Raw genomic sequence first — 20,018 nt, forward strand, 5'->3', positions numbered from 1 at the left:
CCGGCTTTTTTGTACAAAGTAACTGTCACGCGATCATGATGATTGTGAACAGGGTTGCGCTATCTCGCTGGCCTGGTCACTGTCTTGTGACGAAAAATACGCTTGGGTCTCTTCAATCACGACTTTACGCAGCAGTAACAAACCGATGAGGTTGGGGACCGCCATTAAGCCATTAACAATATCGGCAAGAATCCAGATCGTATTCAGTTGAATAAAGGCACCGGATGCGATCAAGCCGATAAAGAATAGTTTATAGATATAAATCGCTTTTTTGCCAAACAAGTACGCGACGCAGCGCTCGCCATAGTAGTGCCAGCCTAAAATCGTCGTGAAGGCGAAAAAGAGTAGGCCGATATTTACTAACATAGGGCCAATGCTGCTCTCCATGCCCACGGCAAAGGCATGCGATGTCATTGCTGCTCCCGCTAATTCGCCTGACCATGATTGCGTTAAAATTAACGTTAACCCTGTCATGGTACAAATCACCAAGGTATCGATAAAGGTGCCTGTCATTGATACCAACCCTTGCTCAACGCACGAGTCGGTTTTAGCGGCCGCCGCGGCAATGGGGGCACTCCCTAGGCCAGACTCGTTAGAGAACACACCACGAGCAATCCCTGATTGAATGGCGAGCATCATACCTGCCCCAGCAAAGCCGCCGGTGGCTGCCATGCCGTTAAACGCGGACTCAAACACCAGGCCAACCGCATGGGGTAATTGGGATATATTGGCGCCGAGTACCCACAAGCAGGCAGCGACGTATAATACGGCCATCACAGGAACGATTTTGGCGGCGACGGCCGAGATAGATTTCACGCCCCCGATAGTCACTAACGCCACTAGCACCGTAAGGATAGCAGCGACGGCAACGGTGGGAATATTAAACAAATGGGTCGCGGCGCTACTAATGGCGTTCACCTGTGGGAAAGTGCCAATACCAAAACAAGCCACGCCGATGCCGAATAGGGCAAATAATTTGGCTAATATCGGCTTGCCGGCGCCTTTGGATAGGTACATCATCGGCCCGCCAAGCATATTACCTTTATGATCGGTTTCGCGGTATTTCACCGCCAGTAAACACTCAGCGTATTTGGTCGCCATCCCTAAAAAAGCGGCTAACCACATCCAAAATAGTGCGCCTGGGCCCCCTAACGAAATTGCTGTGGCAACCCCGATAATATTACCGGTACCAATGGTGGCAGATAATGCGGTACATAGCGCGGCAAAACCAGAGACATCGCCTTGGCTGGTGGCATCAGAAGGTTTAAATATTTGCTTGAGCGCAAAGGGCAAACGGCGGAATTGGAGCAAGCCCAAGCGAACGGTAAAAAAGAGCCCGGTACCGGTTAATAACAATAAAAGCGGTGGGCCCCAAATCCAGTCGTCAATGGTGGCGAGAAGCGCGGGTATATCGGGTAGTTGTGAAAAAAATGGCATTAATCCCCCTTTAAACATCAAAGGAGAAGATAGACCACACTAATATTAACAAAAGTGCTACATATTGGGGTGGGTATCTCCTCTGTCCTTTTGCCTGAGAGTTTCACTTGAAAACAAGCTTGCTCCTTCGGCGCCCGAATTAACGGGTCTCTCCAGAGTTTCCTCCAACAGCAGTCCATACAATTAAGTGCCTGAAAGATTTACTTCTTCGGCGGATGGCATTTGCCATCTCTCTCCTGCTGTCTTCATAGGAACGTCGTTATGACGGAAAGTATGATAGATCACAGAAATATGAATGCAATGCAAAATTAAGTGAACAGGGCATTGTTCTTCTGAAAAGGTAAAAAATATCGCTTTATAGAAGGTTCTACTAGCTATAGATGCCGCGTGATATGTGTCAGTTGCCTAAGTGTGTCTTGCACTGATTAACGCCCGTTTTTAAACGAGATGGCTCAATGTTATAAGACATTGGCCTATATTATTATTACCATTAATCGGTAACCACTGACTCAACGAGCCCTAGCATGACCACTTGGAACGAACTTTTAGGCGTGAATGCCCGCGAAACGGCCGCGCAGGTTAAACAACGCTATAAGCGACTTTCTAGCCGTGTGCATCCGGATAAAGGTGGCAGCACTGGGTTGATGCAGCTGGTCAGTGAAGCATACCAGGCCGTTAAATTAGGGAAGGGCGACGATAGCGCTTTAGGGCAAACGCAAAACGAGGGAAGTCAGGCGGCGTTACGCAGCCAGGTTGCACGCCTGCAAAAAGAGTTAGCGGTGTTGCAGCAAGAAAACCGCACTCTCAAATCTCGTCAGGCCGGCCAACAAATTCCGGCACACCTCACGGCTAAAATTGCCAAACTTGAGTTTGATAATCGTCAGTGGCGAGAGCAGTACCAAAAACTTGAGCGTCAGCACCAATCATTAGACGGACAACATGCGCGCCTGACACGTGAGCACGACAAAGAAAAAAAAGAGGCCACACAACGCAACCGCGAGCTTAAAGACGCGTTAACGCGCGTGGAACAGCTAGAAACGGAGCTGACGCATAAAGCCACTCCAGTCACTTTAAAACCGGCCAAACCTGGGCTGGCTTGGCGTTGGGTATTGGCCTCATGGTGCGCCATTGCGCTGGTAATGGTGCCTATTGGGCAATGGCAACGGTGGCTTGCTCCACTTATCGGTGACAGCCAGCCTGATACCGCGCAACGTGTACGTATCATTAATCCCAAGCCACCAGCCTCTGAGCCGGTTGATACTGTTGCCGCCACTCAGTCGCCCGCAGCACCGCCACCGAGTTTACCGGCCGCACCGATGATTGAACTCAACCCGACGGCAGAAAAATGGCATATCAATCAATATACTGATATCGCCCAGCCGTATCTCGCGCTGCGTAGTCAACAAGGCTCATACATCGTGGCAAATTGCGTGGGCGATTTTTACATCTATTTGAACCGCAGTTATCAACCGTTGCGCGTGCCACCTAATCTCGATTACGTCGCACAGCGGCAGCATTTTCATGTGTATGCGATTCCTTATGGCCAAGGGGCATCTATCGATAGTTGGCAATTAGCACGTAAGGTACAAATATTCGATGACACCTTTGTGAGTGCTGATCTGACCCCGAAGTTAAGGGCGTTTGAACAATCGTGCCGACAAACATCGGATCTTACTGCGGTGAACCGTGAGTAGGCAGCGTTACCGCGAGTGTTCTCGGTTAAAGATGGCAACCGTCAGATAGAAGGAATTTCAACTCAGTATCGCCTGAATGTATTACACTGATCAGTAAGCAATAACACTTATTTGAGGCCAGTCACTATGCTCGATCAAGCGATGTTCGCGCACCAATTTGAGCCACCGCGGCAAGACAGTGCAAGCGGCGTATTTCGGCGCCACAAGATAGCGGTGTCGCATTCGGTATCGCTCGAAGCGTGTGTGTCAGGGATAGGCATTCCGGCTTGGTCGGAAACGCGCACAGCCGCAAGCCAAGATGCGGGCGTGGTGAAAACGATGATGGCGCAGGGTGCCAGTGTGATCGGCCAGGTGCAAATCGATCCGCTCGGCTTTAGTATCACCGGATTTAATCCTTTTTACGCCGAACTTCGCAACCCCCACTATCGTCAATACCGTGTGGGTGGTGCCAATGCCGGTATCGCAGTCGCAGTGGCGAAAAAACTGGCGGATCTGGGTTTAGGCAATGATGCGTTCGGGGGCGTGCGGATCCCCGCCGCGCATTGCGGCCTTTATGGCTATCGGCCCACGCCTGGTTTGGTCGATACTACCGGGATAATCGCCATGGCTGATACCTTTGATAATATTGGCGTGTGCAGTGCGAGTCTCGGACATTTAAGCCAGTTTCAAGAGCTGGTGGCAAAGCCCTCAACCGCGGTCACCAATATTCAAGGCGTGGTCATTGCTGAGCCAATTTTTGCCTTGTTTTACTCGGATGAAGCAATGAAGCAGGTCTATCAACACCTCGAACAGCTTCACCTTCCCCAAGAAACCACCTTAGCGATGAATAAATTAGTGCTTACTCGGGTAGAGAAAACCCAAGTTGCGATTGCCAGTCAAGAATTTTTACTGATGTATCAAGCTTGGCTAGACAGCGCCGAACTTGACTTACCTACCTCAACCCAAAGCTACCTTGAACGGCTGCGGGAAGTGGATTACAAAGCCCATTATCAGGCCAAGAAAACGCGCAAGCAGCTACGCGATACCATTACCGCCATGTGGCCGAGTGATAAGGTATTGATTATTCCCTCAACACCAGGCGCGATTTTGCCCCGTGATGCAGACCAACCCGCCAGTGATACCTTTAATCTCGCCCAGCGCCGCCTTATGGCGTTAGCCGATGTTTGTGGATTACCACAACTAACAATGCCTTTATTCACTCACGATAACGTGCCCTATGGGATAACGTTACTTGCTCATCCCTATAAAGATAAGTTGTTGATGGAAGTTGCGCGTCGATGGTTAAACTAAAGGATGGATTGCTTCCTTATCCTCAGCTTCGTCAAGAAATTTCTATAAAAAACCTTTTTACATCGGTAAATGCATGATTTATATGTTTTAAATAAGTTTTATGTTGTGCATTTACTATCAACAGAAACTGTGGATAACTGGTTGGATTAGTCGGTGTTTAACTTTTTAACTATTTGATATTTAATAGGTTAACTTAGTGCTTTATGAGTTTTGGCACGCAGGCCTCGTGGTATAAGAAAGTGACAAATTGGCTGTCACCTTCCCGTAACGTTTCGGAGACGCCCAATTAACGCATCCACGTTATTCACAAAACACGATCTATCGCTAAACCTATCACTTTTTGGCGGATTTTATTTTGTATTGCGTCTTGCAATGGCTACGTAAGACGTGCTCTGACCGTAGGGCCTGATGCTTGGTTCTACGCCCGCGCGTCCGCTCACGCCATACCTTAAAGCTGCGTGGTTTTAACTCGCGCCGCATCAAAGCGATGACGTCATCCTGACGCAAGCCATACAGCGTCTCAATCGCCTCAAAGGGGGTTCTATCTTCCCACGCCATTTCAATGATCCGGTCAATGTCTCCCGGTTGCTCGTTCAATGCCATATCGGTCTCCTTGCGCTAATGGCAAACAGTACGCGTAGAGCATGAAAGACCGATCAGCGTGAGCCCTCAGACTGAGCAATGCTTTTACCCTTGTTTTTGGGATATTTAGAAATAAATAGCGAATACAGTCAGTTACGACTGGGCGTTTTTAATAAGGGTAAAAAACGATTTTTATCCTAACGGCCTGTTGTCACAGGCTATTATTTCGTTATTCTATAGTTCACTGCCGCACAGGCAGCTTAGAAATTTCAAGTTCTGATAGGCGCGTCCGTACTCGTTGTTCACTGCCGCACAGGCAGCTTAGAAATATCCGACAAGCTCGAATTTGATTATAACAACGTTCACTGCCGCACAGGCAGCTTAGAAACAGAGGTGGCACCAATAAGGGCTTGTGCTTCGGTTCACTGCCGCACAGGCAGCTTAGAAAGATATAGAGAAGTCCATTAATGAGCGGCTAACGTTCACTGCCGCACAGGCAGCTTAGAAACACCCAAAAAAGAAAAGAACAAGAACAAGTTGGTTCACTGCCGCACAGGCAGCTTAGAAAAGATTAACGACCTGGCCGTCTGCCACGATCGAGGTTAATCGTTGGCCTCAATGTCGGATGGCGCGCGGCGTAAATCACACCAAGTTTGTACGATCGAGTTGGCGCTTATGCCGACCTACGCGAACTTTAACGTCGGTGATGTTATTGGCGTACATTGGTTATCGGAATAGCCAGTTTTGGCCCGATGATACCATTGGCGTAGGTGACACAAGCCCCGGCACGGTGTTGATATGTGCAAATTGCCAACGGGCGCCTGTCACGATCAGGGGTTAATCGTTGGCTCCGATGTCGGAGGCGCCAGTTGCACTGCGCGCGGCGCAAATCGTACCAAGTTTGCACGATTGAGTTGGCGCTTATGCCGACCTACGCACAGGCAGTTTAGACACTGAAAATAATTGTTTTTTTGATGTCAGTTCATTGTTAGTGTGTCGTGGCATCGAGGGAGTAGGGGATGGTTCAAGATCAATAAAAGCGTATGACTAGCAATGACCATACACGTCAATTTGACGCATGTTTATAGCCAAAGTTAAGCTTGCAGTTGCATGCTTTTGCATAGCTAAGCAGGGTTTTAAGGGTTGGATTACCTTTCCCTTTTTCAAGTCGAGAAATATTGCCTTCTTTCGTCCCCATACGTACTGCAACCTGCTGTTGAGTTAGCCCGGCCTGCTTACGCATGCTGAGTAACATATCGATCAATTCAAACTCAGGCGCCAATTCATCGTATGCTTGTTTCACGTCTGGGTTTTGTAGTGCTTTCGCTTTTAATGCTTGTAAGCTATTCACTTTTCACCTCTTTCATACGCCTTGTTGCCAATGCTAAGTCTTTCATTGGTGTCTTTTGACTTTTCTTCACAAATGCATGAAGGATATAGATGTTGGGGCCGTCTAAATAGCAGAATAGACTTCGTCCGATCCCTTCTTTTGCTTTGGCGCGAACTTCAAACAGGCCGTTACCTATTGATTTTGTGTGAGGAGGCCCCAAGTTTGCGCCATGTTTTTCTATTAGTTCAAGCAGCTTGAGCATTCGCGCTTGGATCTTAGGAGGCATGTTGAGAATACTCTCCTCCACGCCTTGGTAAAAAACGATGCTCCAGTTCATCTTTTACTTATTGTTATCATATATGATAAGTTTCTGTGGGTCAAAATCCACTCATCATACCGAGTAATCTTGGGCGATTAGTGTTATCTGATTCGCATAACAATCACACAGACAGCAGACTGCGATCTTTCTTGTTCACTGCCGCATAGGCAGCGTCGATGACACAAGCCCCAGCACGGTGTTGGATAGGTGCACATTGCCAACGGGGGCCTGTCACGATCGAGCTGGCGCTTATGCCGAGTTACGTATAGGCGGCATAGAAAGGGAAAGTGATCTCGTTGGGTTTCGGATTTTCATTCACTGTCACTAACGTCGATTTGGCGGTTCACCAATGATCTTTAAATCCGCTTTTCTGCGCTTTTTCATCGTCGCGTAGAAATTCTCGTGCGAGCTAATATTAAGCAGGTAGAGCTCGAGTTTGTTTTCAACCCAAGCGTAGCCAAGCAACACCTCTTGCCTGTCGAGCTTGAACTTGTGCACCCAAAGATAAGAGAGATCGCCTTTTTTCTGGGTGCCGAGCGTGGGCTCTTCAATGATTCTATCTATCTGGTCCTCGACCACTTCACATTGCGCGTCGGACAGCTTGTTCATCTGCTTTTCAAAAACACGAGAGACGAAAACATCAATCTGATTGTCGTGGGGTCCGTCGCTCATAACGTTTTACCTTACCAAGTTTGACTTCTTCAGATGCAATCAGGGCTTCTTGCACAAAGCTATAGGGTAAATCAGGGTTCTCAGTCATGATTTTCCCAATTTTTGCCCAATACTCAATTTGCTTGGGCACAGAGCGCATTTCAGCTTCTGCATGCACTTTTACATCTGACACAAACTCATCATCTAACCGTACACTGGTTGGCATGATTCATTACCTCGCTTATATGTCTGTACAATTCATTATGCGACAAAATGTCGCGCCTTGCAATTTGTTTAAGGCTGCGTGCCTGGCGTAATGCGCCAGTTGCACTGCGCCAGTTGCACTGCGCACGGCTTATATCGTGATAATTCTTGATCATGGGCAGGGGTGTATGCGGCCGGGGTGTTACCGACCGCATAAGCTATACCAGCGAGCCTAGTTCAGCGCGTTGATGATGACGATTTCTCGTTCAAGGTTTTCTTTCTCTGTGCCTGTTGCCGTAGCGAGTTTTGCTTCACGAACGGCCAGTGCTTCGGCTTTTTCTTCTTTGGTGTTAAAACGTAAGCCTTTTACGTTGATCGCAGCAACGTTGGTATAACGCCCGTCGTCGCTACTTGGTACATCAATTTGCTTGCTGTTGACCAAATCTTTAATGATATTGCGTGTGTTAGTGTCAATATCTAGACCTTTTAACTGCCATCGAGCCATAGGTTTGCCGGTATAAACGCCACCTTTTTCCTCTGTTAGATAGCGAATAGTCATATTTCTGATGGTACCTTCTTCTTCACCATAAGCTTGTTCTGAGTCGAACAGCACCGGAAAATCTTTTCCTTCTAACGCGCCACCTGCTTTGGTCAGGTGCCCCATTCGATAACTATTCATCCCGAGGTTTATCTCGGTTGTATCGGTAATTGGCTGTCCATCAGCAAAGGCTAAATCTGTTATGCGTTTTCCTGCCGGTTGAGTAAGATCAATGGTATAGGTGACTCCCGCAAAAAAGTCATTGGTTGAGTATTTCGATGCGCGACGTTCAGGGTTAAAGCTATAGGTGACATCACCCGATTTGACTGAGTTGAAATAGTCAGCGGACCATTCCATATATTTGCGTAGATCTGCCCCGGTCATTTGATAGACAGTAATTTCGCCGCCAGCATATTGATAGTTATAGGCGATATCTTTTGCTTTAATCGGACCGACGTTTAGCTCGGCATTGTCATTATCAATTTGCAGAGCAATCACGTTGGCTTTTGGTGCATAGAAAAAACTGGCTTCTTGGAACAGTGCACTAATGCCAGTATCTTGAATGTGAACTTGCGGGATCCCTCGGATCTCATTCTGGGGGACCAAATCCACCCCTCTTAATTCCGCGACTTCGCGGTTTGCCATTGCACGAAGGCGTTGGTGGTAAGGCTGGTACAAGGTTTCCATTTCTGGATCTGACGCTGTGCCTTTAATTTTATAAGTAAAACTATCTTTGTTAACCAATGTGTATTGACCGTTTTTTTCCTCAAACGAGAGATCAATACGAGATAGAGCACGACCGTATTTATCCGGCTCAGTCACGATCACACCATTAACAACTGCTTTATCAATGCGAGTATGCATATGGCCGGCGACAATCGCATCAAGTTCTGGATTGGCATTGGCAATATCTGTGACCCCGGTATTCGCAATGTCGTTTTCATTATCCAGGCCCATGTGGGCGACTAAGATAAGAGCGTCGACATCATTTTTGAGTGTCTCGACCACTTTTTTAACTTCCAGTGAAGGGTTGGTAAAGGTCACGCCTTCGAGTCGCCCGGTGCCTTCGGCAAAGACTTGTGTCATCGGTGTATCCATACCAATTACACCCACTTTGATGCCATTTCGCTCGATGATGGTATGAGCGGGTAAAAAAGGGTTGCCGTCAGGTCGTTTAATATTGCCGCCGAGTGATTGTCCCTCAAATTGATCGAGCGAGCGCTGCAAAACATCCAAGCCAAAATCAAACTCATGGTTACCCATGACCCATACATCATAATCCATTTGGTTAAAACCAAGCATCATTGGACTTGTCGCTTCATCCTTAAACGTCTCGACAAAGTTGCCTTGAATGGTGTCACCCGCATCGACCATGATGACGTTTTTGTTGGTGCTACGAATATCCGCTACCTTGGTCGCGATCTGGCTCAAACTGCCACGCATATTGAGTTTGTCTGCCGCGTAATCCCATGGCATGAAATGGCCATGTAAATCTGATGTGCCAAGGATAGTGACATTATGCATATCCCCATCAGCGGCAAGAGTGGAGAACGAGAGTGAGAGCATGATCAGACTAGCGAGTGCGTTTTTTTTCATCAGAGAGTACCTGTTTAAAAAGTTAGGCGAACCTTAAGGGAAATGAGCACTACATAGAGTGACTGGCGTCATTCTTTTGGATTGTTAATATCAGTGGGTTACATTTTTATGAGATGTTGCACGCTTTCAACAATATCAGGGATAGAACAATGCCTGTGACAACGAAGATCATGCTTTAATTTTATATTAATCAGATGCTTGAGGTTTTTTTGTCTTTTTCTTTTATTTTTCAAAGTCGATGAAATGATTCTGTCCTACGCTGAAATTGAACAATTTTAAGTAGATATAAATGTGATAGAGGTGGTAGGAGTGGGTATGAACATCAATAACACCATGAAATTAGTATTTTTTATTATTGGTGCAGGTATTGTGGTGAGTTTTTTTACGATCATTCAGCTTAATGGCTTGATGAATAAAGTCGATGAAATGGCCCAGATCCGATACGAGTCTTATCAAACGGCCGATGAATTAAGACAAAGCTCTGATGACTTAACGCGTCTGGGCAGAACTTACACAGTTACCGGCAATGAAAAGTACGAAAAGATGTACATGGATATTCTAGCCATTCGTAACGGTGAGAAACCTCGGCCTGTTAACTATCATACGATCTACTGGGACTTAGTGTTAGAACATGGTCAAAAACCTAAACCAGATGGCCAAGCTATTTCGTTAAATCAACGGATGAGAGATTTAGGCTTTACCGAGAAAGAGTTTGATTTACTCAAAAAGGCTCAGGCCAATTCTGATGGGCTGGTGAATATGGAAGTCAAAGCCATGAACGCGGTTAAAGGACTATATCCGGACAGCAGCGGTAATTATACTGTTCGAGGAGAGCCCGACAAACAAATGGCGATTGAGCTATTGCATAGCTCGCAGTATCACCAAGAAAAAGCAAAAATCATGAAACCCATCGAAAGCTTTTTTATTGCGTTGGAACAGCGAACGGATACACAGTTTAACGAGGCAGCATCTAGTGTCAAAAAAACGGTGCTCATCGGCAATATCTCGTTAGCAGTGGTGATCGTAATTGCGATTTTGGGATACATCATCACGAAACGAACGGTTGTTAATCCAATCGATAGGATGGCATCCACGCTAAAAAAAGTAGATGATAATTCAGATCTTACGTTGCGAGTCGACGATAGTAAAAAGAATGAAATTGGAACCATTGGTAATACTGTTAATAAAGTTATCGGAAGTTACTCATCGACGATTAATAAAATTAATGACGTTAATCATATGATCGCTCAGATTACGGATAGTCTGGTCGATATTACCAGTAAAAATGCCAAAATATCTAACCAGCAAAACCAAGAGCTCGAGATGGGTGCCACGGCCATGGAAGAAATGACCTCCGCCCTTGCCACGGTGGCGGAGAACACCTCCATGGCAGAAAAGTACGCAGGTAGTACTGAGAAAGAAACCACCACCAGTAAAGATGTGTTCGATAAAACCATGGTCGAGTTTGGCAGTTTAGAAACTGAATTCAAAAAGACATCAGAGGTGATCCAAGAGCTTGCCGATGAATCCACTAATGTAGGTAATGTACTTGATGTGATTAAAGGCATTGCAGAGCAAACCAACCTCTTAGCGCTAAACGCAGCCATCGAAGCGGCGCGTGCAGGCGATCAAGGTCGTGGGTTTGCGGTTGTGGCCGACGAGGTGAGATCTTTAGCGCAACGGACACAAAAATCTGCTGGAGAGATTGAAGAAATGATCGGTGGTTTGCAAGGTAAGGCGGAACAATCAACACAGACTATTCGTGTTAACGCAGATAAGATTGCATCGACACGTGACAATATGACCACCGCAAACGAATCGCTTGGCACGATCAAAGAATCTGCGATAGAAATCCATCGACTGAATTCATCGATTGCATCGGCCACGGAAGAACAGCTTTCTGTCAGTGATGAAATCTCGAGCAATTTATCAAACATAAAAACCTTATCAAGCGATATGCATGAAGCGATTGATCAACTGGGCCCGATTGTGTCTGATTTAAAAGATAACGTTAACGCATTGAACGGTGCTATTCAGGATATTCGTACCTAATTGACAGGCGATGACTGTTAACCGGATTGCTCGAGTGAGCAATCCGGTTTTGTCCAAACGCTCATACGTTCTCTCATTGCAACGAGATCTACCGACAAACACTGACACACTCGTACATTCTCACGACAGCCTTTTTTCTACTTGGTAATTATTCAGCCTTCTTTAACGCGTTTTTGCCTGATCAGCAAACCAAAACTGGCCTCAAATGAGGCCAGTTTTGCTCGTATTAAACCTTTGAATGTGCGAGTGTTATACGATACGTCGCCGAAAGATGCGATGACCAACGGCATTGAATAATGCGCCTGCCACAATTAACCCACCACCGAGATAGGTCCAAATTGAGGGCACTTCATTAAAGATCCATACCCCAAGCAAGGTTGAGAACACAATTTGTATATAGGCATAAGCAGACGCTTCACCGGCTTGTTGGGTTTGCATGGCTTTGGTGAGTCCATACTGGCCAACCTGGGTAAATACACCGACTAAAACCAATAGCAATGTGAGCGATAAACTTGGCATCACGAATTGTGGCCACATCAGCACGGTCGCGACAGGCAGGGCAACCATGGGAAAGTACAAAATAATTACCGAGCTGTCTTCGGTGCGGCTGAGTTTACGCACAATCACATAAGCCATTGAGCTACCTAATGCCCCCAGAAGCGCAATAATCACGCTAAACGTGGGCAAGGCCTCCGCAATATTACCGTTAAGGTTAGGTTGCACCATCACGTAAAGCCCGATTAAACAAAGCGCAATACACACCAACGTGGCGCCTTGTAATCGCTCTTTGAGTAACACCAACCCAAGCACAGCAGTAAACACCGGGTGAGTGTATTGCAAAACAGTGGCTTCGGCTAAGGGTAAAGTCGTGACCGCATAATACACACACATCAGCGCGGCTGTACCGAGTACACCACGCAGCAACAGGAGTTGCTTATTGTTACCCCATACCGACAGGCCTTTACGTTTCACATCGGTGTAGCTGATGATGAGCGACACCAGTGCTCGGGCGGCGACAATCTCAAATACCGGGATACCATTGACAGCCACGTATTTCACACAGGCGGACATCAAGGCAAAGCCAAGCGCAGACAGAAGCATAAAGCGGATCCCAACGGGGATCGCAGAGAAAGAGAAGGCAGGCATAATCATACAAACTTAAACAACAGGGCGACTATGATAACGCGTCTCGGTGCGCTTTGCTTGATGATTCGATAAATAAACGCGCGTCAGCGGTTGCCGCGCGTTGTCGTTGTTTAAACTGCCGAGGCATGCGGCGACGGAGTAATTTAATCGGTGTTTAAGTCGCGTCGCGCTATGGCCAAAGTTGGGTTAGCGAGCTTAGCAATCCATCGCTCGCACCTTGTTGGCCCAAATAGTCGAGCACAACCGGCACAAACTGCTTTAACGTGGCCGCGTCGATACCAAGTTTTTCTGCTGCACGATACACATCACCCATTGAACCGATGCCACCCGCACTCGCATTGTCTCCGAGTAATGACGAAAGCGACGATAAATCAGGGCGTAAACTTGCAAGCTCTTGTTGATCGCTGCCGGTGAGGCCATTCGCTGCCATGGCGAGTAAGGCCCCGGCGCCACCTGTTGCTTGAGCTGGGCTCACATCCACTTGTTCAGTGATCGATTTAACGAGCGGAGATTGGCTCACCTCATCACCGGCAAATTGGGTTGCCATTTGCGTCATCACATCAGTGGTTTTATCGCCTTGGCCGAAAAGGGCATAGCTCGGAGTGGTAAGAAGAAGACTGGAAAGCGTTAACAGTGTGGCCGCGTATTTCATGATCCCTCGCTCGTTATAAAGAATAAGCACGTTACTCTAGGTATAGCGGGACTTGCCGCTGAATGGAAGCCAATCAGCGGCAAATTCAGGCTCAGTCTTATGATCAAGCCACCGCACGTACTTTTTCTAAGTGGGCGAGGTATTCATCGTAACTGCCGTTAAAGTGGATCAATTGCTGGTCTTTGATCTCAATGATATCGGTCGCCAATGAGGAAACAAATTCACGGTCGTGGCTGACAAAAATCAAAGTGCCTGGGAATTGCTCTAGGCCTTTATTGAGTGATTCGATGGCTTCCATATCCATGTGGTTGGTCGGCTCGTCCATCACAATCACATTGATATCTTGCATCATCAGCTTGCCGAACATCAGGCGGTTTTTCTCGCCCCCTGAGCAGCTTTTGGCCTTTTTGTTCACATCATCGGCTGAGAACAACAAGCGACCCAAAATGCCACGAACAATCAAATCATCATGCTTGGCCGTACGCCATTGCGACATCCAGTCAAACACGGTGAGATCGTTATCAAACTCGGCACTGTTATCTTGTGCACAGTAACCAATTGCGGCGTTTTCTGACCATTTAATTGTGCCTTCGCTTTGCGCAAGCTCGCCCACTAAACAACGCAATAGGGTGGTTTTACCCACACCATTTTCGCCAATAATCGCCAGGCGCGATCCAGCTTCAAGCAAAAAGTGACCGTTTTTAAATAAAGGAGTCTCGTCAAAGGTATGGCCAACCTCGCGTAATTCGACTGCTTGGCGATGGAGCTTTTTGCTTTCAGTGAATTGGATATAAGGGTGCACGCGACTGGATGCTTTGACTTCATCAAGCTGGATCTTTTCCATGCGTTTGGCGCGTGAACTGGCTTGCTTAGCTTTAGAGGCATTGGCACCAAAGCGATTTACGAAGTCTTGCAGCTCACTCAACTCGGCTTCTTTTTTGGCGTTGCTCGACAACAGTTGCTCGCGTGCCAAGCTAGATGCGGCGACAAAGTCATCGTAGTTGCCTGGATATACACGTAGCTCGCCAAAGTCGATATCGGCCATGTGGGTGCACGTGGCGTTCAAGAAGTGACGATCGTGAGAAATGATAATCATGGTGCACTGGCGCTGTTGCAGCTCACCGGCCAACCAGTTGATGGTATGAATATCCAAGTTGTTGGTCGGTTCATCCAACAGCAAAATATCAGGATTTGCAAACAAAGCCTGGGCAAGCAGCACCCGTAATTTCCAACCCGGTGCCACTTGCGACATCAGGCCAAAGTGCAGCTCTTCTTCAATCCCCGCTTGCAGTAGAATATCGCCAGCACGGCTCTCGGCGGTATAACCGTCCATTTCCGCGAACTGGCTTTCTAGCTCTGCGACGGCCATGCCATCTTCTTCGCTCATTTCCGGCAAAGAATAAATGCGCTCACGCTCTTGTTTGATTTCCCACAGCTTGCGATCGCCCATCATCACCGCATCAATCACTGAGTATTGCTCATAGGCAAATTGATCTTGGCTAAGCTCGCCCAAGGTTTGTCCTGGCGTGATGGACACATTGCCTGCGGTAGGCGTGAGCGCGCCACTCATGATTTTCATCAAGGTGGATTTGCCACAGCCGTTGGCTCCGATCAATCCGTAGCGGTTACCGTTACCAAATTTGGCAGAGATGTTTTCGAATAGCGGCTCGGCACCAAACTGCATGGTGATATTGGCGATTGAAATCAAAAGACGTTCCTAGCGAATGTGCTCAACCAGGGCGTGTAGTCATGCCAACAAAGCATCTGACTCACGGCCAAGCGAGAGGGTGTAAAGATAAATATGACTGAGCGCGCATTGTACAGAAGTGTGATGGAATTAACAGATTAACCTGAAAAAACCAAGGCCAATATCGCTGGCCTTGGGGACACGGATTACAAATACCGCCCTTGAATATACTCGCGGAAGTGGGCGGGGTTGAGGGTTTCGCCGGTGGCATTCTTGAGTATGTTGTCGGTTGAGGTGGTGCTGGCGCGTTGCCAGATATGTTGGGATAACCAATCAAAAATGGGCGACAGGTTGCCGCTGGCGATAATGCCATCCACATCCAGTTGCTGGCGCATCGCTTGCATTAATTGCGCGGCATACAGGGCACCCAAGGTATAGGTGGGGAAGTAGCCAAAGCTGCCATCGGTCCAGTGAATGTCTTGCATGCAGCCGTTTTTATAGTTGCCGGCGGTGCTGAGGCCAAGGTATTGCTGCATGGCGTTGTCCCAACGCTCAGGAATATGATCAACTTCCATGTTGCCACTGATCAGATCGCGCTCGATGTCATAGCGCAGCATGATGTGTGCCGGATAGGTGACCTCGTCGGCATCGACACGAATATAACCGGGCGCGACTTGCGTTAACACGCGGTGGAAATTCTCGACATGAAAGGCGGGATCGTTTTGGCGGTTAAAGGCAGATTTAGCACGCTGACAAATCAAGGTGGTAAATGCTTCACTGCGGGCCAGCTGCATTTCAAAAAACAGGCTTTGGCTTTCGTGCACGCCCATCGAGCGCGCTTGGCCCACGGGTAAGCCTGCCAGGTCCTTAGGCAACCCTTGTTCATAGCGCGCATGGCCGGTTTCGTGGATCACGCCCATTAATGCCGAGGTAAAATCTTGCTCGTCGTAGCGGGTGGTAATGCGCACATCAGTGGGTACGCCGCCACAAAATGGATGGGTGCTGACATCCAGACGACCCTGTGCAAAGTTAAAGCCCAACTGCTGCATCACCTGCTCACCTAAGGCTTTTTGTTGTGCTTGGGTAAATGGCCCTTTGGGCATAAGGGGTGGCTGTTGCGCTTGCTTGTCGACTACCGCCTGGATAGTCTCCGGTAGCCATGCTTTAAGCGCACCAAATACCTCATCGACACGATCAGCGGTCATTCCTGGCTCGTAGAGGTCGAGCAGGGCATCGTAAGGCGCACAACCTTTTTGGTCCGCACGAATATGGGCTTCTTCGCGCGCCAAGGCCACCACTTCTTTTAAATTTTTGGCGAAGCCTGTCCAATCGTTATCTTGACGTTGTTGGCGCCAAGCATGCTCGCATTTGGCACCCGCTAAAGATTTGGCTTTGACCAAGGTGTCAGGCAATACGCTGGCCTGCTGCCACTCGCGCTTCATCTCTGCCACGCTCGCTTTTTGCGTCGGTGTCAGTTGCTCCAATTTATCGTCCAGCTCTGCTAACCAGTCACTAAGCTCAGGTTGGGTGCTTTGTTGATGGCAATAAAGCGCGAGCTCTGCCATCGCGTCGGCACGGGCTTGATTCCCTCCATCTGGCATCATGGTGGCTTGATCCCAACCGCAGATTGCGGCAAGGTGCTGAAAATGTGACAGCCGTTTGAAGTGGGCTTCGAGCTTATTGAGTGGTTCCATGATGACTTCCTTGTTAACAACATTGCCGGATATTCTGGCAATTTGTATGAAAAAAGCAAGGCAGCCACTACCGTTCTGTCAGGTTATGCAATAAAGGAGTTTGCAACGTCATGTATCTATTTGGATACGGGAGTTTAATGAATCCGGCGTCACGGGCGCTGACCGGTGAATCTGGATGGACGTGCCCGGTTACCGTGACCGGGCTAAGTCGTCATTGGAGCAATGTCAGTGAGGCGTTTATTTCGCCTTTGGTGGTGTTACAAGGTGAAGGTCAATGTAATGGGGTGCTGGTCAGCATCGATCCACAGTCATTGCCCGACTTTGATCGCCGAGAGGCAGGCTATCAGCGGTTACAGTTAGCTGAATCAAACATCACTCTGCCCGAAGAGGTGACGCTTGATGGCCCCGTGTACGTGTATGTTGCCGATACGCAGCGTACCCCAGACGTAGACAAGCCGATTGCCCAATCCTATGTCGATACGGTCATGGCAGGCTGTTTACGCTACTCAACGGATTTTGCCCGCGCGTTTTTAACCACCACTCAGGGGTGGGAAGGCGCTTATCATAACGATCGCGCCGAGCCAAGGTATCCACGGGTGGCAGGAGTGAGCGATCAAGATAGAGTAGACATCGATCGGCTGATGCAGGCGCACTTGACCGCTTTTACAGCGCGCGGTTAATCAGTCATTGATTGTTCATGACAAGAAAAGGCCACCGACAATGCGGTGGCCTTTGCGTATTTATATTTGCATATTTATATGATGCGATCGTCGATGTGATTAATTCACTTCCACATAAACGAACTCTGGCGAAGTGACTTCCACGCGGCGGTTTTTCGCACGACCGTCGGCAGTCTCGTTACTGGCGGTTGGCGCGGACTCGCCTTTGCCCATCACGGTTAAGCGCTCAGCCGCAATGCCCGCGTCTAAGAAGACATCCGCAACGACTTGTGCACGCTCTTCAGAGAGTGTTTGGTTATAAGCGGCAGGCCCTTGGCTGTCGGTATGACCCACAATCGTCGCTGTGGCTTCTTCATGCTTAAGCAACCGGTCAACTAATGGCTGCAAGGAGGCGACCGCTTGCTCAGATAACGTTGCTTTATCAAAGCCGAACATTTCGGTTTCGCCGGCCTCTGAGAGCACAATTGATTGCGGCTCGGCAACCGGCTCTGGCTCTTGAACGGGCTCTGGCTCTGCCATAACTGGCTCTTCAACCATTGCTTCAGTCATTGGCTCGCTGGCGGTGCGGCCAAAGTGATAGGTCATCCCGACGGTGACGAGGTTATTATCAACGCTTGAGAAATAGCCATCATCCATATCATTGATGTGTTGGTATTCTAGGCGAAGGTTGAGTTTATCGGTGGCTTGGTGATCAACACCGATCGCGCCCATCAACGACACATCGTCGCGATCACCGGCATTGCTGTTAAAGTTCCACATCGCGCCACCCACTTTCCCGTACAGTGCGGTATCGGGTTTAACGTGATACGACAATTTGGGGGCAAGTGTCAGCGCGGTGAGATCGCCCGATGCTTTACCAAAGGTATCGAATTCAGTGTCAAAGCGACCTAAATAATCATAGGTGCCTTCAAGCGCAAACCAGTCATTGAAATCATAACCAGTAATGATACCTGCCCCGAGCTCTTGATCACCACAGTCGGTGTCAGACACACAGCTATCTTCTAAAAACGACGGCCCAATACGACCCCCCATGTAAAGACCACTGTCTTGCTGTGCATAAGCTGCGGGTGCGACGGCCAGTAAGAGGCCGAGACCTGTCACGACTTTTTTCATGCCACTCTCCTAATTAAGGATATGAAGTATCTTATTTTACGCATTGTGAATGCTTGTTATTTAGTCACCTTAGACCATGCGATCGCAACTGCCAGCGAGTCGGGCAGACGGAACATAGATAATGTGACATGGATCCTAGGCTAGACCTGAGAGGCGTGTAACACAATAGGCGACAAGCGATTTGACCATGATTTGACGTGTTTAACACAAGTGTCTTATTGGTGGGAAAATACTGACAGAGGCCGGACAAATCGCCGGCCGTTTTCACGTGATGAGAGAGTATTAAAGGGGCGTTGGTTATTACAGAATTGTGGTTATGATTTTGTGTTACCTGTTAGGCGCTTTTGTGGGCCTTGACCGCTTACAGGGCGACTAACTGAAATTTCGCGGCCCTTTTTCATGCCACGTTCGTAGTCATCGGTCATTGCCGCCATGGCGTCTTTGAGTTGCTGCTTAAATGTCTCTCGGTCAATGTTGGCGAACTCTTTATCAATATAGCTTTTGATCTTATCGTCGCTGTCTCGGGCATCAAGCTGTGGCAATTTGTCGAGCGCCCCCTCAAGCCAGCCCGTCGTGAAAGACTGAACACGGCGGGTGACTTGTTGGGTGCTGGTGCCTGAGCCTGCGAAGCTGTTACGAAACTGGCCAATATGTTCATTCATATCGCGATACACCACATCAAATGCAAACGCCGCGAAAATAGCCCGGTCGGCATCACCGATAAATTCAGCCTGCTTGAGCCCTTTGTGGTTGACCAATACGCACTCGACGCCAAAGCGACTATTGATGCCACGGATAATTTTTAAGATCGATTGGTTAATAGACGCTGGCAACAGCTTCTCAGAGCGCGTTTTACCCATACTGATGAAGTCAATGTCGTCCTGATCGAGACCATGCTTCCGCATCAGCCGCTCGGCCATTTTAATCGCTTGCGCCGCCTCGTTGACATTGGCGGAATTGCTGAGCTCTAGACATTTAGCAATTTTTTTGAGCGCTTTGCTTTTCGGATCTGACATTCATACTTCCCGATAACGAACAAACGCGCATTGTATCGCGTCCGCAAGCGACAACAAAGGCGAGATTATAATGGGCGTCTCGGCGGAGCACGTTGTTTGGCTGTCACGTGTGTAAAAAGAGGGCTAAAACTGTTTATCTATGGCTCTTCACCGGATGTGGTGGAAAGTGTTTCTTTTCAAGTTTTCCGATTAATTGGACAATAAGGAAACACTCTGCACTTGGGCCCTGAATCAGATGAAAGATACAGCACTCTATCAAGCGATCCTTGGACTGATTCCGCCATGGACTGTCGACTCTGTCCAAGTGGATAAAAAGAGCCAACGTATTACCGTGACC

At 48.2% G+C, this 20,018-nt stretch carries 17 protein-coding genes, 1 CRISPR repeat array and 2 riboswitches; of the genes, 4 read left to right on the plus strand and 13 right to left on the minus strand.

Translation table 11 applies throughout. The annotated features are described in order from the left end of the window. Positions 1–33: 33 nt before the first annotated feature. Positions 34–1,437 carry an alanine/glycine:cation symporter family protein gene (locus BZG75_RS12720; RefSeq protein ID WP_077460603.1) on the minus strand — a complete coding sequence of 468 codons (1,404 nt, stop codon included), beginning with the start codon at positions 1,435–1,437 and terminating at the stop codon, positions 34–36. Between the two features lie 80 nt (positions 1,438–1,517). After that, a riboswitch (glycine riboswitch) is annotated at positions 1,518–1,595 on the minus strand. A gap of 3 nt (positions 1,596–1,598) precedes the next feature. Continuing rightward, positions 1,599–1,686, minus strand: a riboswitch (glycine riboswitch). A 275-nt stretch (positions 1,687–1,961) separates the two neighbouring features. On the opposite strand from BZG75_RS12720, the gene BZG75_RS12725 reads away from it, so the two are divergent. Then, complete coding sequence (locus BZG75_RS12725; RefSeq protein WP_077577198.1) at positions 1,962–3,131, plus strand: J domain-containing protein; 1,170 nt, start codon at positions 1,962–1,964, stop codon at positions 3,129–3,131. A 126-nt stretch (positions 3,132–3,257) separates the two neighbouring features. Beyond that, positions 3,258–4,421 (plus strand): amidase family protein, encoded by a 1,164-nt coding sequence (locus tag BZG75_RS12730; RefSeq protein WP_077460601.1) that lies wholly within the window; start codon positions 3,258–3,260, stop codon positions 4,419–4,421. 333 nt (positions 4,422–4,754) lie between these two features. Here the strand turns inward: BZG75_RS12730 and BZG75_RS12735 are convergent, their stop codons facing one another. The 6 genes from BZG75_RS12735 to BZG75_RS12760 all read right to left on the minus strand — a co-directional run bounded on the left by BZG75_RS12735 (position 4,755) and on the right by BZG75_RS12760 (position 9,641). Continuing rightward, the gene (locus tag BZG75_RS12735) at positions 4,755–5,024 is read right to left on the minus strand and encodes a TIGR03643 family protein (protein ID WP_077460600.1); all 270 of its coding nucleotides are present in this window, start codon (positions 5,022–5,024) and stop codon (positions 4,755–4,757) included. Positions 5,025–5,242: 218 nt separating this feature from the next. Next, positions 5,243–5,571: a CRISPR direct-repeat array (repeat unit 28 nt; unit sequence GTTCACTGCCGCACAGGCAGCTTAGAAA). Positions 5,572–6,069: 498 nt separating this feature from the next. Beyond that, on the minus strand, positions 6,070–6,354 hold the full coding sequence (locus BZG75_RS12740; protein WP_077460599.1) for a helix-turn-helix domain-containing protein: 285 nt from the start codon (positions 6,352–6,354) through the stop codon (positions 6,070–6,072). Beyond that, positions 6,347–6,670 (minus strand): type II toxin-antitoxin system RelE/ParE family toxin, encoded by a 324-nt coding sequence (locus tag BZG75_RS12745; protein WP_077460598.1) that lies wholly within the window; start codon positions 6,668–6,670, stop codon positions 6,347–6,349. Before BZG75_RS12745 ends, BZG75_RS12740 begins: the two co-directional genes overlap by 8 nt. A gap of 306 nt (positions 6,671–6,976) precedes the next feature. Next, on the minus strand, positions 6,977–7,324 hold the full coding sequence (locus tag BZG75_RS12750) for a type II toxin-antitoxin system RelE/ParE family toxin (RefSeq protein ID WP_077577199.1): 348 nt from the start codon (positions 7,322–7,324) through the stop codon (positions 6,977–6,979). Beyond that, complete coding sequence (locus tag BZG75_RS12755) at positions 7,293–7,529, minus strand: TA system antitoxin ParD family protein (protein ID WP_021023597.1); 237 nt, start codon at positions 7,527–7,529, stop codon at positions 7,293–7,295. Before BZG75_RS12755 ends, BZG75_RS12750 begins: the two co-directional genes overlap by 32 nt. Positions 7,530–7,739: 210 nt before the next feature. After that, the gene (locus BZG75_RS12760) at positions 7,740–9,641 is read right to left on the minus strand and encodes a bifunctional metallophosphatase/5'-nucleotidase (protein ID WP_077577200.1); all 1,902 of its coding nucleotides are present in this window, start codon (positions 9,639–9,641) and stop codon (positions 7,740–7,742) included. Positions 9,642–9,956: 315 nt separating this feature from the next. Here BZG75_RS12760 and BZG75_RS12765 point away from each other — a divergent pair, with 315 nt between their 5' ends. Further along, positions 9,957–11,693, plus strand: coding sequence for a methyl-accepting chemotaxis protein (locus BZG75_RS12765; RefSeq protein ID WP_077577201.1), 1,737 nt, complete (start codon positions 9,957–9,959; stop codon positions 11,691–11,693). A 249-nt stretch (positions 11,694–11,942) separates the two neighbouring features. On the opposite strand, the gene BZG75_RS12770 is transcribed toward BZG75_RS12765, so the two are convergent. The 4 genes from BZG75_RS12770 to BZG75_RS12785 form a co-directional block, all read right to left on the minus strand. Beyond that, a complete protein-coding gene (locus tag BZG75_RS12770; protein WP_025744670.1) occupies positions 11,943–12,839 on the minus strand; it encodes a DMT family transporter in 897 nt (298 codons plus the stop codon). Positions 12,840–13,008: 169 nt separating this feature from the next. After that, positions 13,009–13,491, minus strand: a complete 483-nt coding sequence (locus BZG75_RS12775) for a DUF2780 domain-containing protein (RefSeq protein ID WP_077460594.1) — start codon at positions 13,489–13,491, stop codon at positions 13,009–13,011. Between the two features lie 103 nt (positions 13,492–13,594). Next, on the minus strand, positions 13,595–15,199 hold the full coding sequence (locus BZG75_RS12780; RefSeq protein ID WP_077577202.1) for an ABC-F family ATPase: 1,605 nt from the start codon (positions 15,197–15,199) through the stop codon (positions 13,595–13,597). Between the two features lie 185 nt (positions 15,200–15,384). Continuing rightward, entirely contained in the window at positions 15,385–16,872 is a 1,488-nt protein-coding gene (locus BZG75_RS12785; RefSeq protein ID WP_077577203.1) for a carboxypeptidase M32, read from the minus strand. A gap of 110 nt (positions 16,873–16,982) precedes the next feature. Between BZG75_RS12785 and BZG75_RS12790 the strand changes: the two genes are divergently transcribed. Continuing rightward, positions 16,983–17,552 (plus strand): gamma-glutamylcyclotransferase family protein, encoded by a 570-nt coding sequence (locus BZG75_RS12790; RefSeq protein WP_077577204.1) that lies wholly within the window; start codon positions 16,983–16,985, stop codon positions 17,550–17,552. A gap of 99 nt (positions 17,553–17,651) precedes the next feature. Here the strand turns inward: BZG75_RS12790 and BZG75_RS12795 are convergent, their stop codons facing one another. Both BZG75_RS12795 and BZG75_RS12800 read right to left on the minus strand, forming a co-directional pair. Further along, complete coding sequence (locus BZG75_RS12795) at positions 17,652–18,665, minus strand: outer membrane beta-barrel protein (protein WP_077577205.1); 1,014 nt, start codon at positions 18,663–18,665, stop codon at positions 17,652–17,654. A gap of 314 nt (positions 18,666–18,979) precedes the next feature. Beyond that, positions 18,980–19,681, minus strand: coding sequence for a DUF2786 domain-containing protein (locus tag BZG75_RS12800; protein ID WP_021023265.1), 702 nt, complete (start codon positions 19,679–19,681; stop codon positions 18,980–18,982). Between the last annotated feature and the right edge of the window lie 337 nt (positions 19,682–20,018).

This window comes from Salinivibrio sp. AR640 (assembly GCF_001995405.1).
In the GTDB taxonomy this organism is placed as follows: Bacteria; Pseudomonadota; Gammaproteobacteria; order Enterobacterales; family Vibrionaceae; genus Salinivibrio; species Salinivibrio costicola.

Excerpts from the sequence above, each read along its gene's own strand:
- BZG75_RS12720 (WP_077460603.1), bottom strand. The coding sequence starts at position 1,437 with ATGCCATTTTTTTCACAACTACCCGATATACCCGCGCTTCTCGCCACC.
- BZG75_RS12725 (WP_077577198.1), top strand. The coding sequence starts at position 1,962 with ATGACCACTTGGAACGAACTTTTAGGCGTGAATGCCCGCGAAACGGCC.
- BZG75_RS12730 (WP_077460601.1), top strand. The coding sequence starts at position 3,258 with ATGCTCGATCAAGCGATGTTCGCGCACCAATTTGAGCCACCGCGGCAA.
- BZG75_RS12735 (WP_077460600.1), bottom strand. The coding sequence starts at position 5,024 with ATGGCATTGAACGAGCAACCGGGAGACATTGACCGGATCATTGAAATG.
- BZG75_RS12745 (WP_077460598.1), bottom strand. The coding sequence starts at position 6,670 with ATGAACTGGAGCATCGTTTTTTACCAAGGCGTGGAGGAGAGTATTCTC.
- BZG75_RS12750 (WP_077577199.1), bottom strand. The coding sequence starts at position 7,324 with ATGAGCGACGGACCCCACGACAATCAGATTGATGTTTTCGTCTCTCGT.
- BZG75_RS12755 (WP_021023597.1), bottom strand. The coding sequence starts at position 7,529 with ATGCCAACCAGTGTACGGTTAGATGATGAGTTTGTGTCAGATGTAAAA.
- BZG75_RS12760 (WP_077577200.1), bottom strand. The coding sequence starts at position 9,641 with ATGAAAAAAAACGCACTCGCTAGTCTGATCATGCTCTCACTCTCGTTC.
- BZG75_RS12765 (WP_077577201.1), top strand. The coding sequence starts at position 9,957 with ATGAACATCAATAACACCATGAAATTAGTATTTTTTATTATTGGTGCA.
- BZG75_RS12770 (WP_025744670.1), bottom strand. The coding sequence starts at position 12,839 with ATGCCTGCCTTCTCTTTCTCTGCGATCCCCGTTGGGATCCGCTTTATG.
- BZG75_RS12775 (WP_077460594.1), bottom strand. The coding sequence starts at position 13,491 with ATGAAATACGCGGCCACACTGTTAACGCTTTCCAGTCTTCTTCTTACC.
- BZG75_RS12785 (WP_077577203.1), bottom strand. The coding sequence starts at position 16,872 with ATGGAACCACTCAATAAGCTCGAAGCCCACTTCAAACGGCTGTCACAT.
- BZG75_RS12790 (WP_077577204.1), top strand. The coding sequence starts at position 16,983 with ATGTATCTATTTGGATACGGGAGTTTAATGAATCCGGCGTCACGGGCG.
- BZG75_RS12795 (WP_077577205.1), bottom strand. The coding sequence starts at position 18,665 with ATGAAAAAAGTCGTGACAGGTCTCGGCCTCTTACTGGCCGTCGCACCC.
- BZG75_RS12800 (WP_021023265.1), bottom strand. The coding sequence starts at position 19,681 with ATGTCAGATCCGAAAAGCAAAGCGCTCAAAAAAATTGCTAAATGTCTA.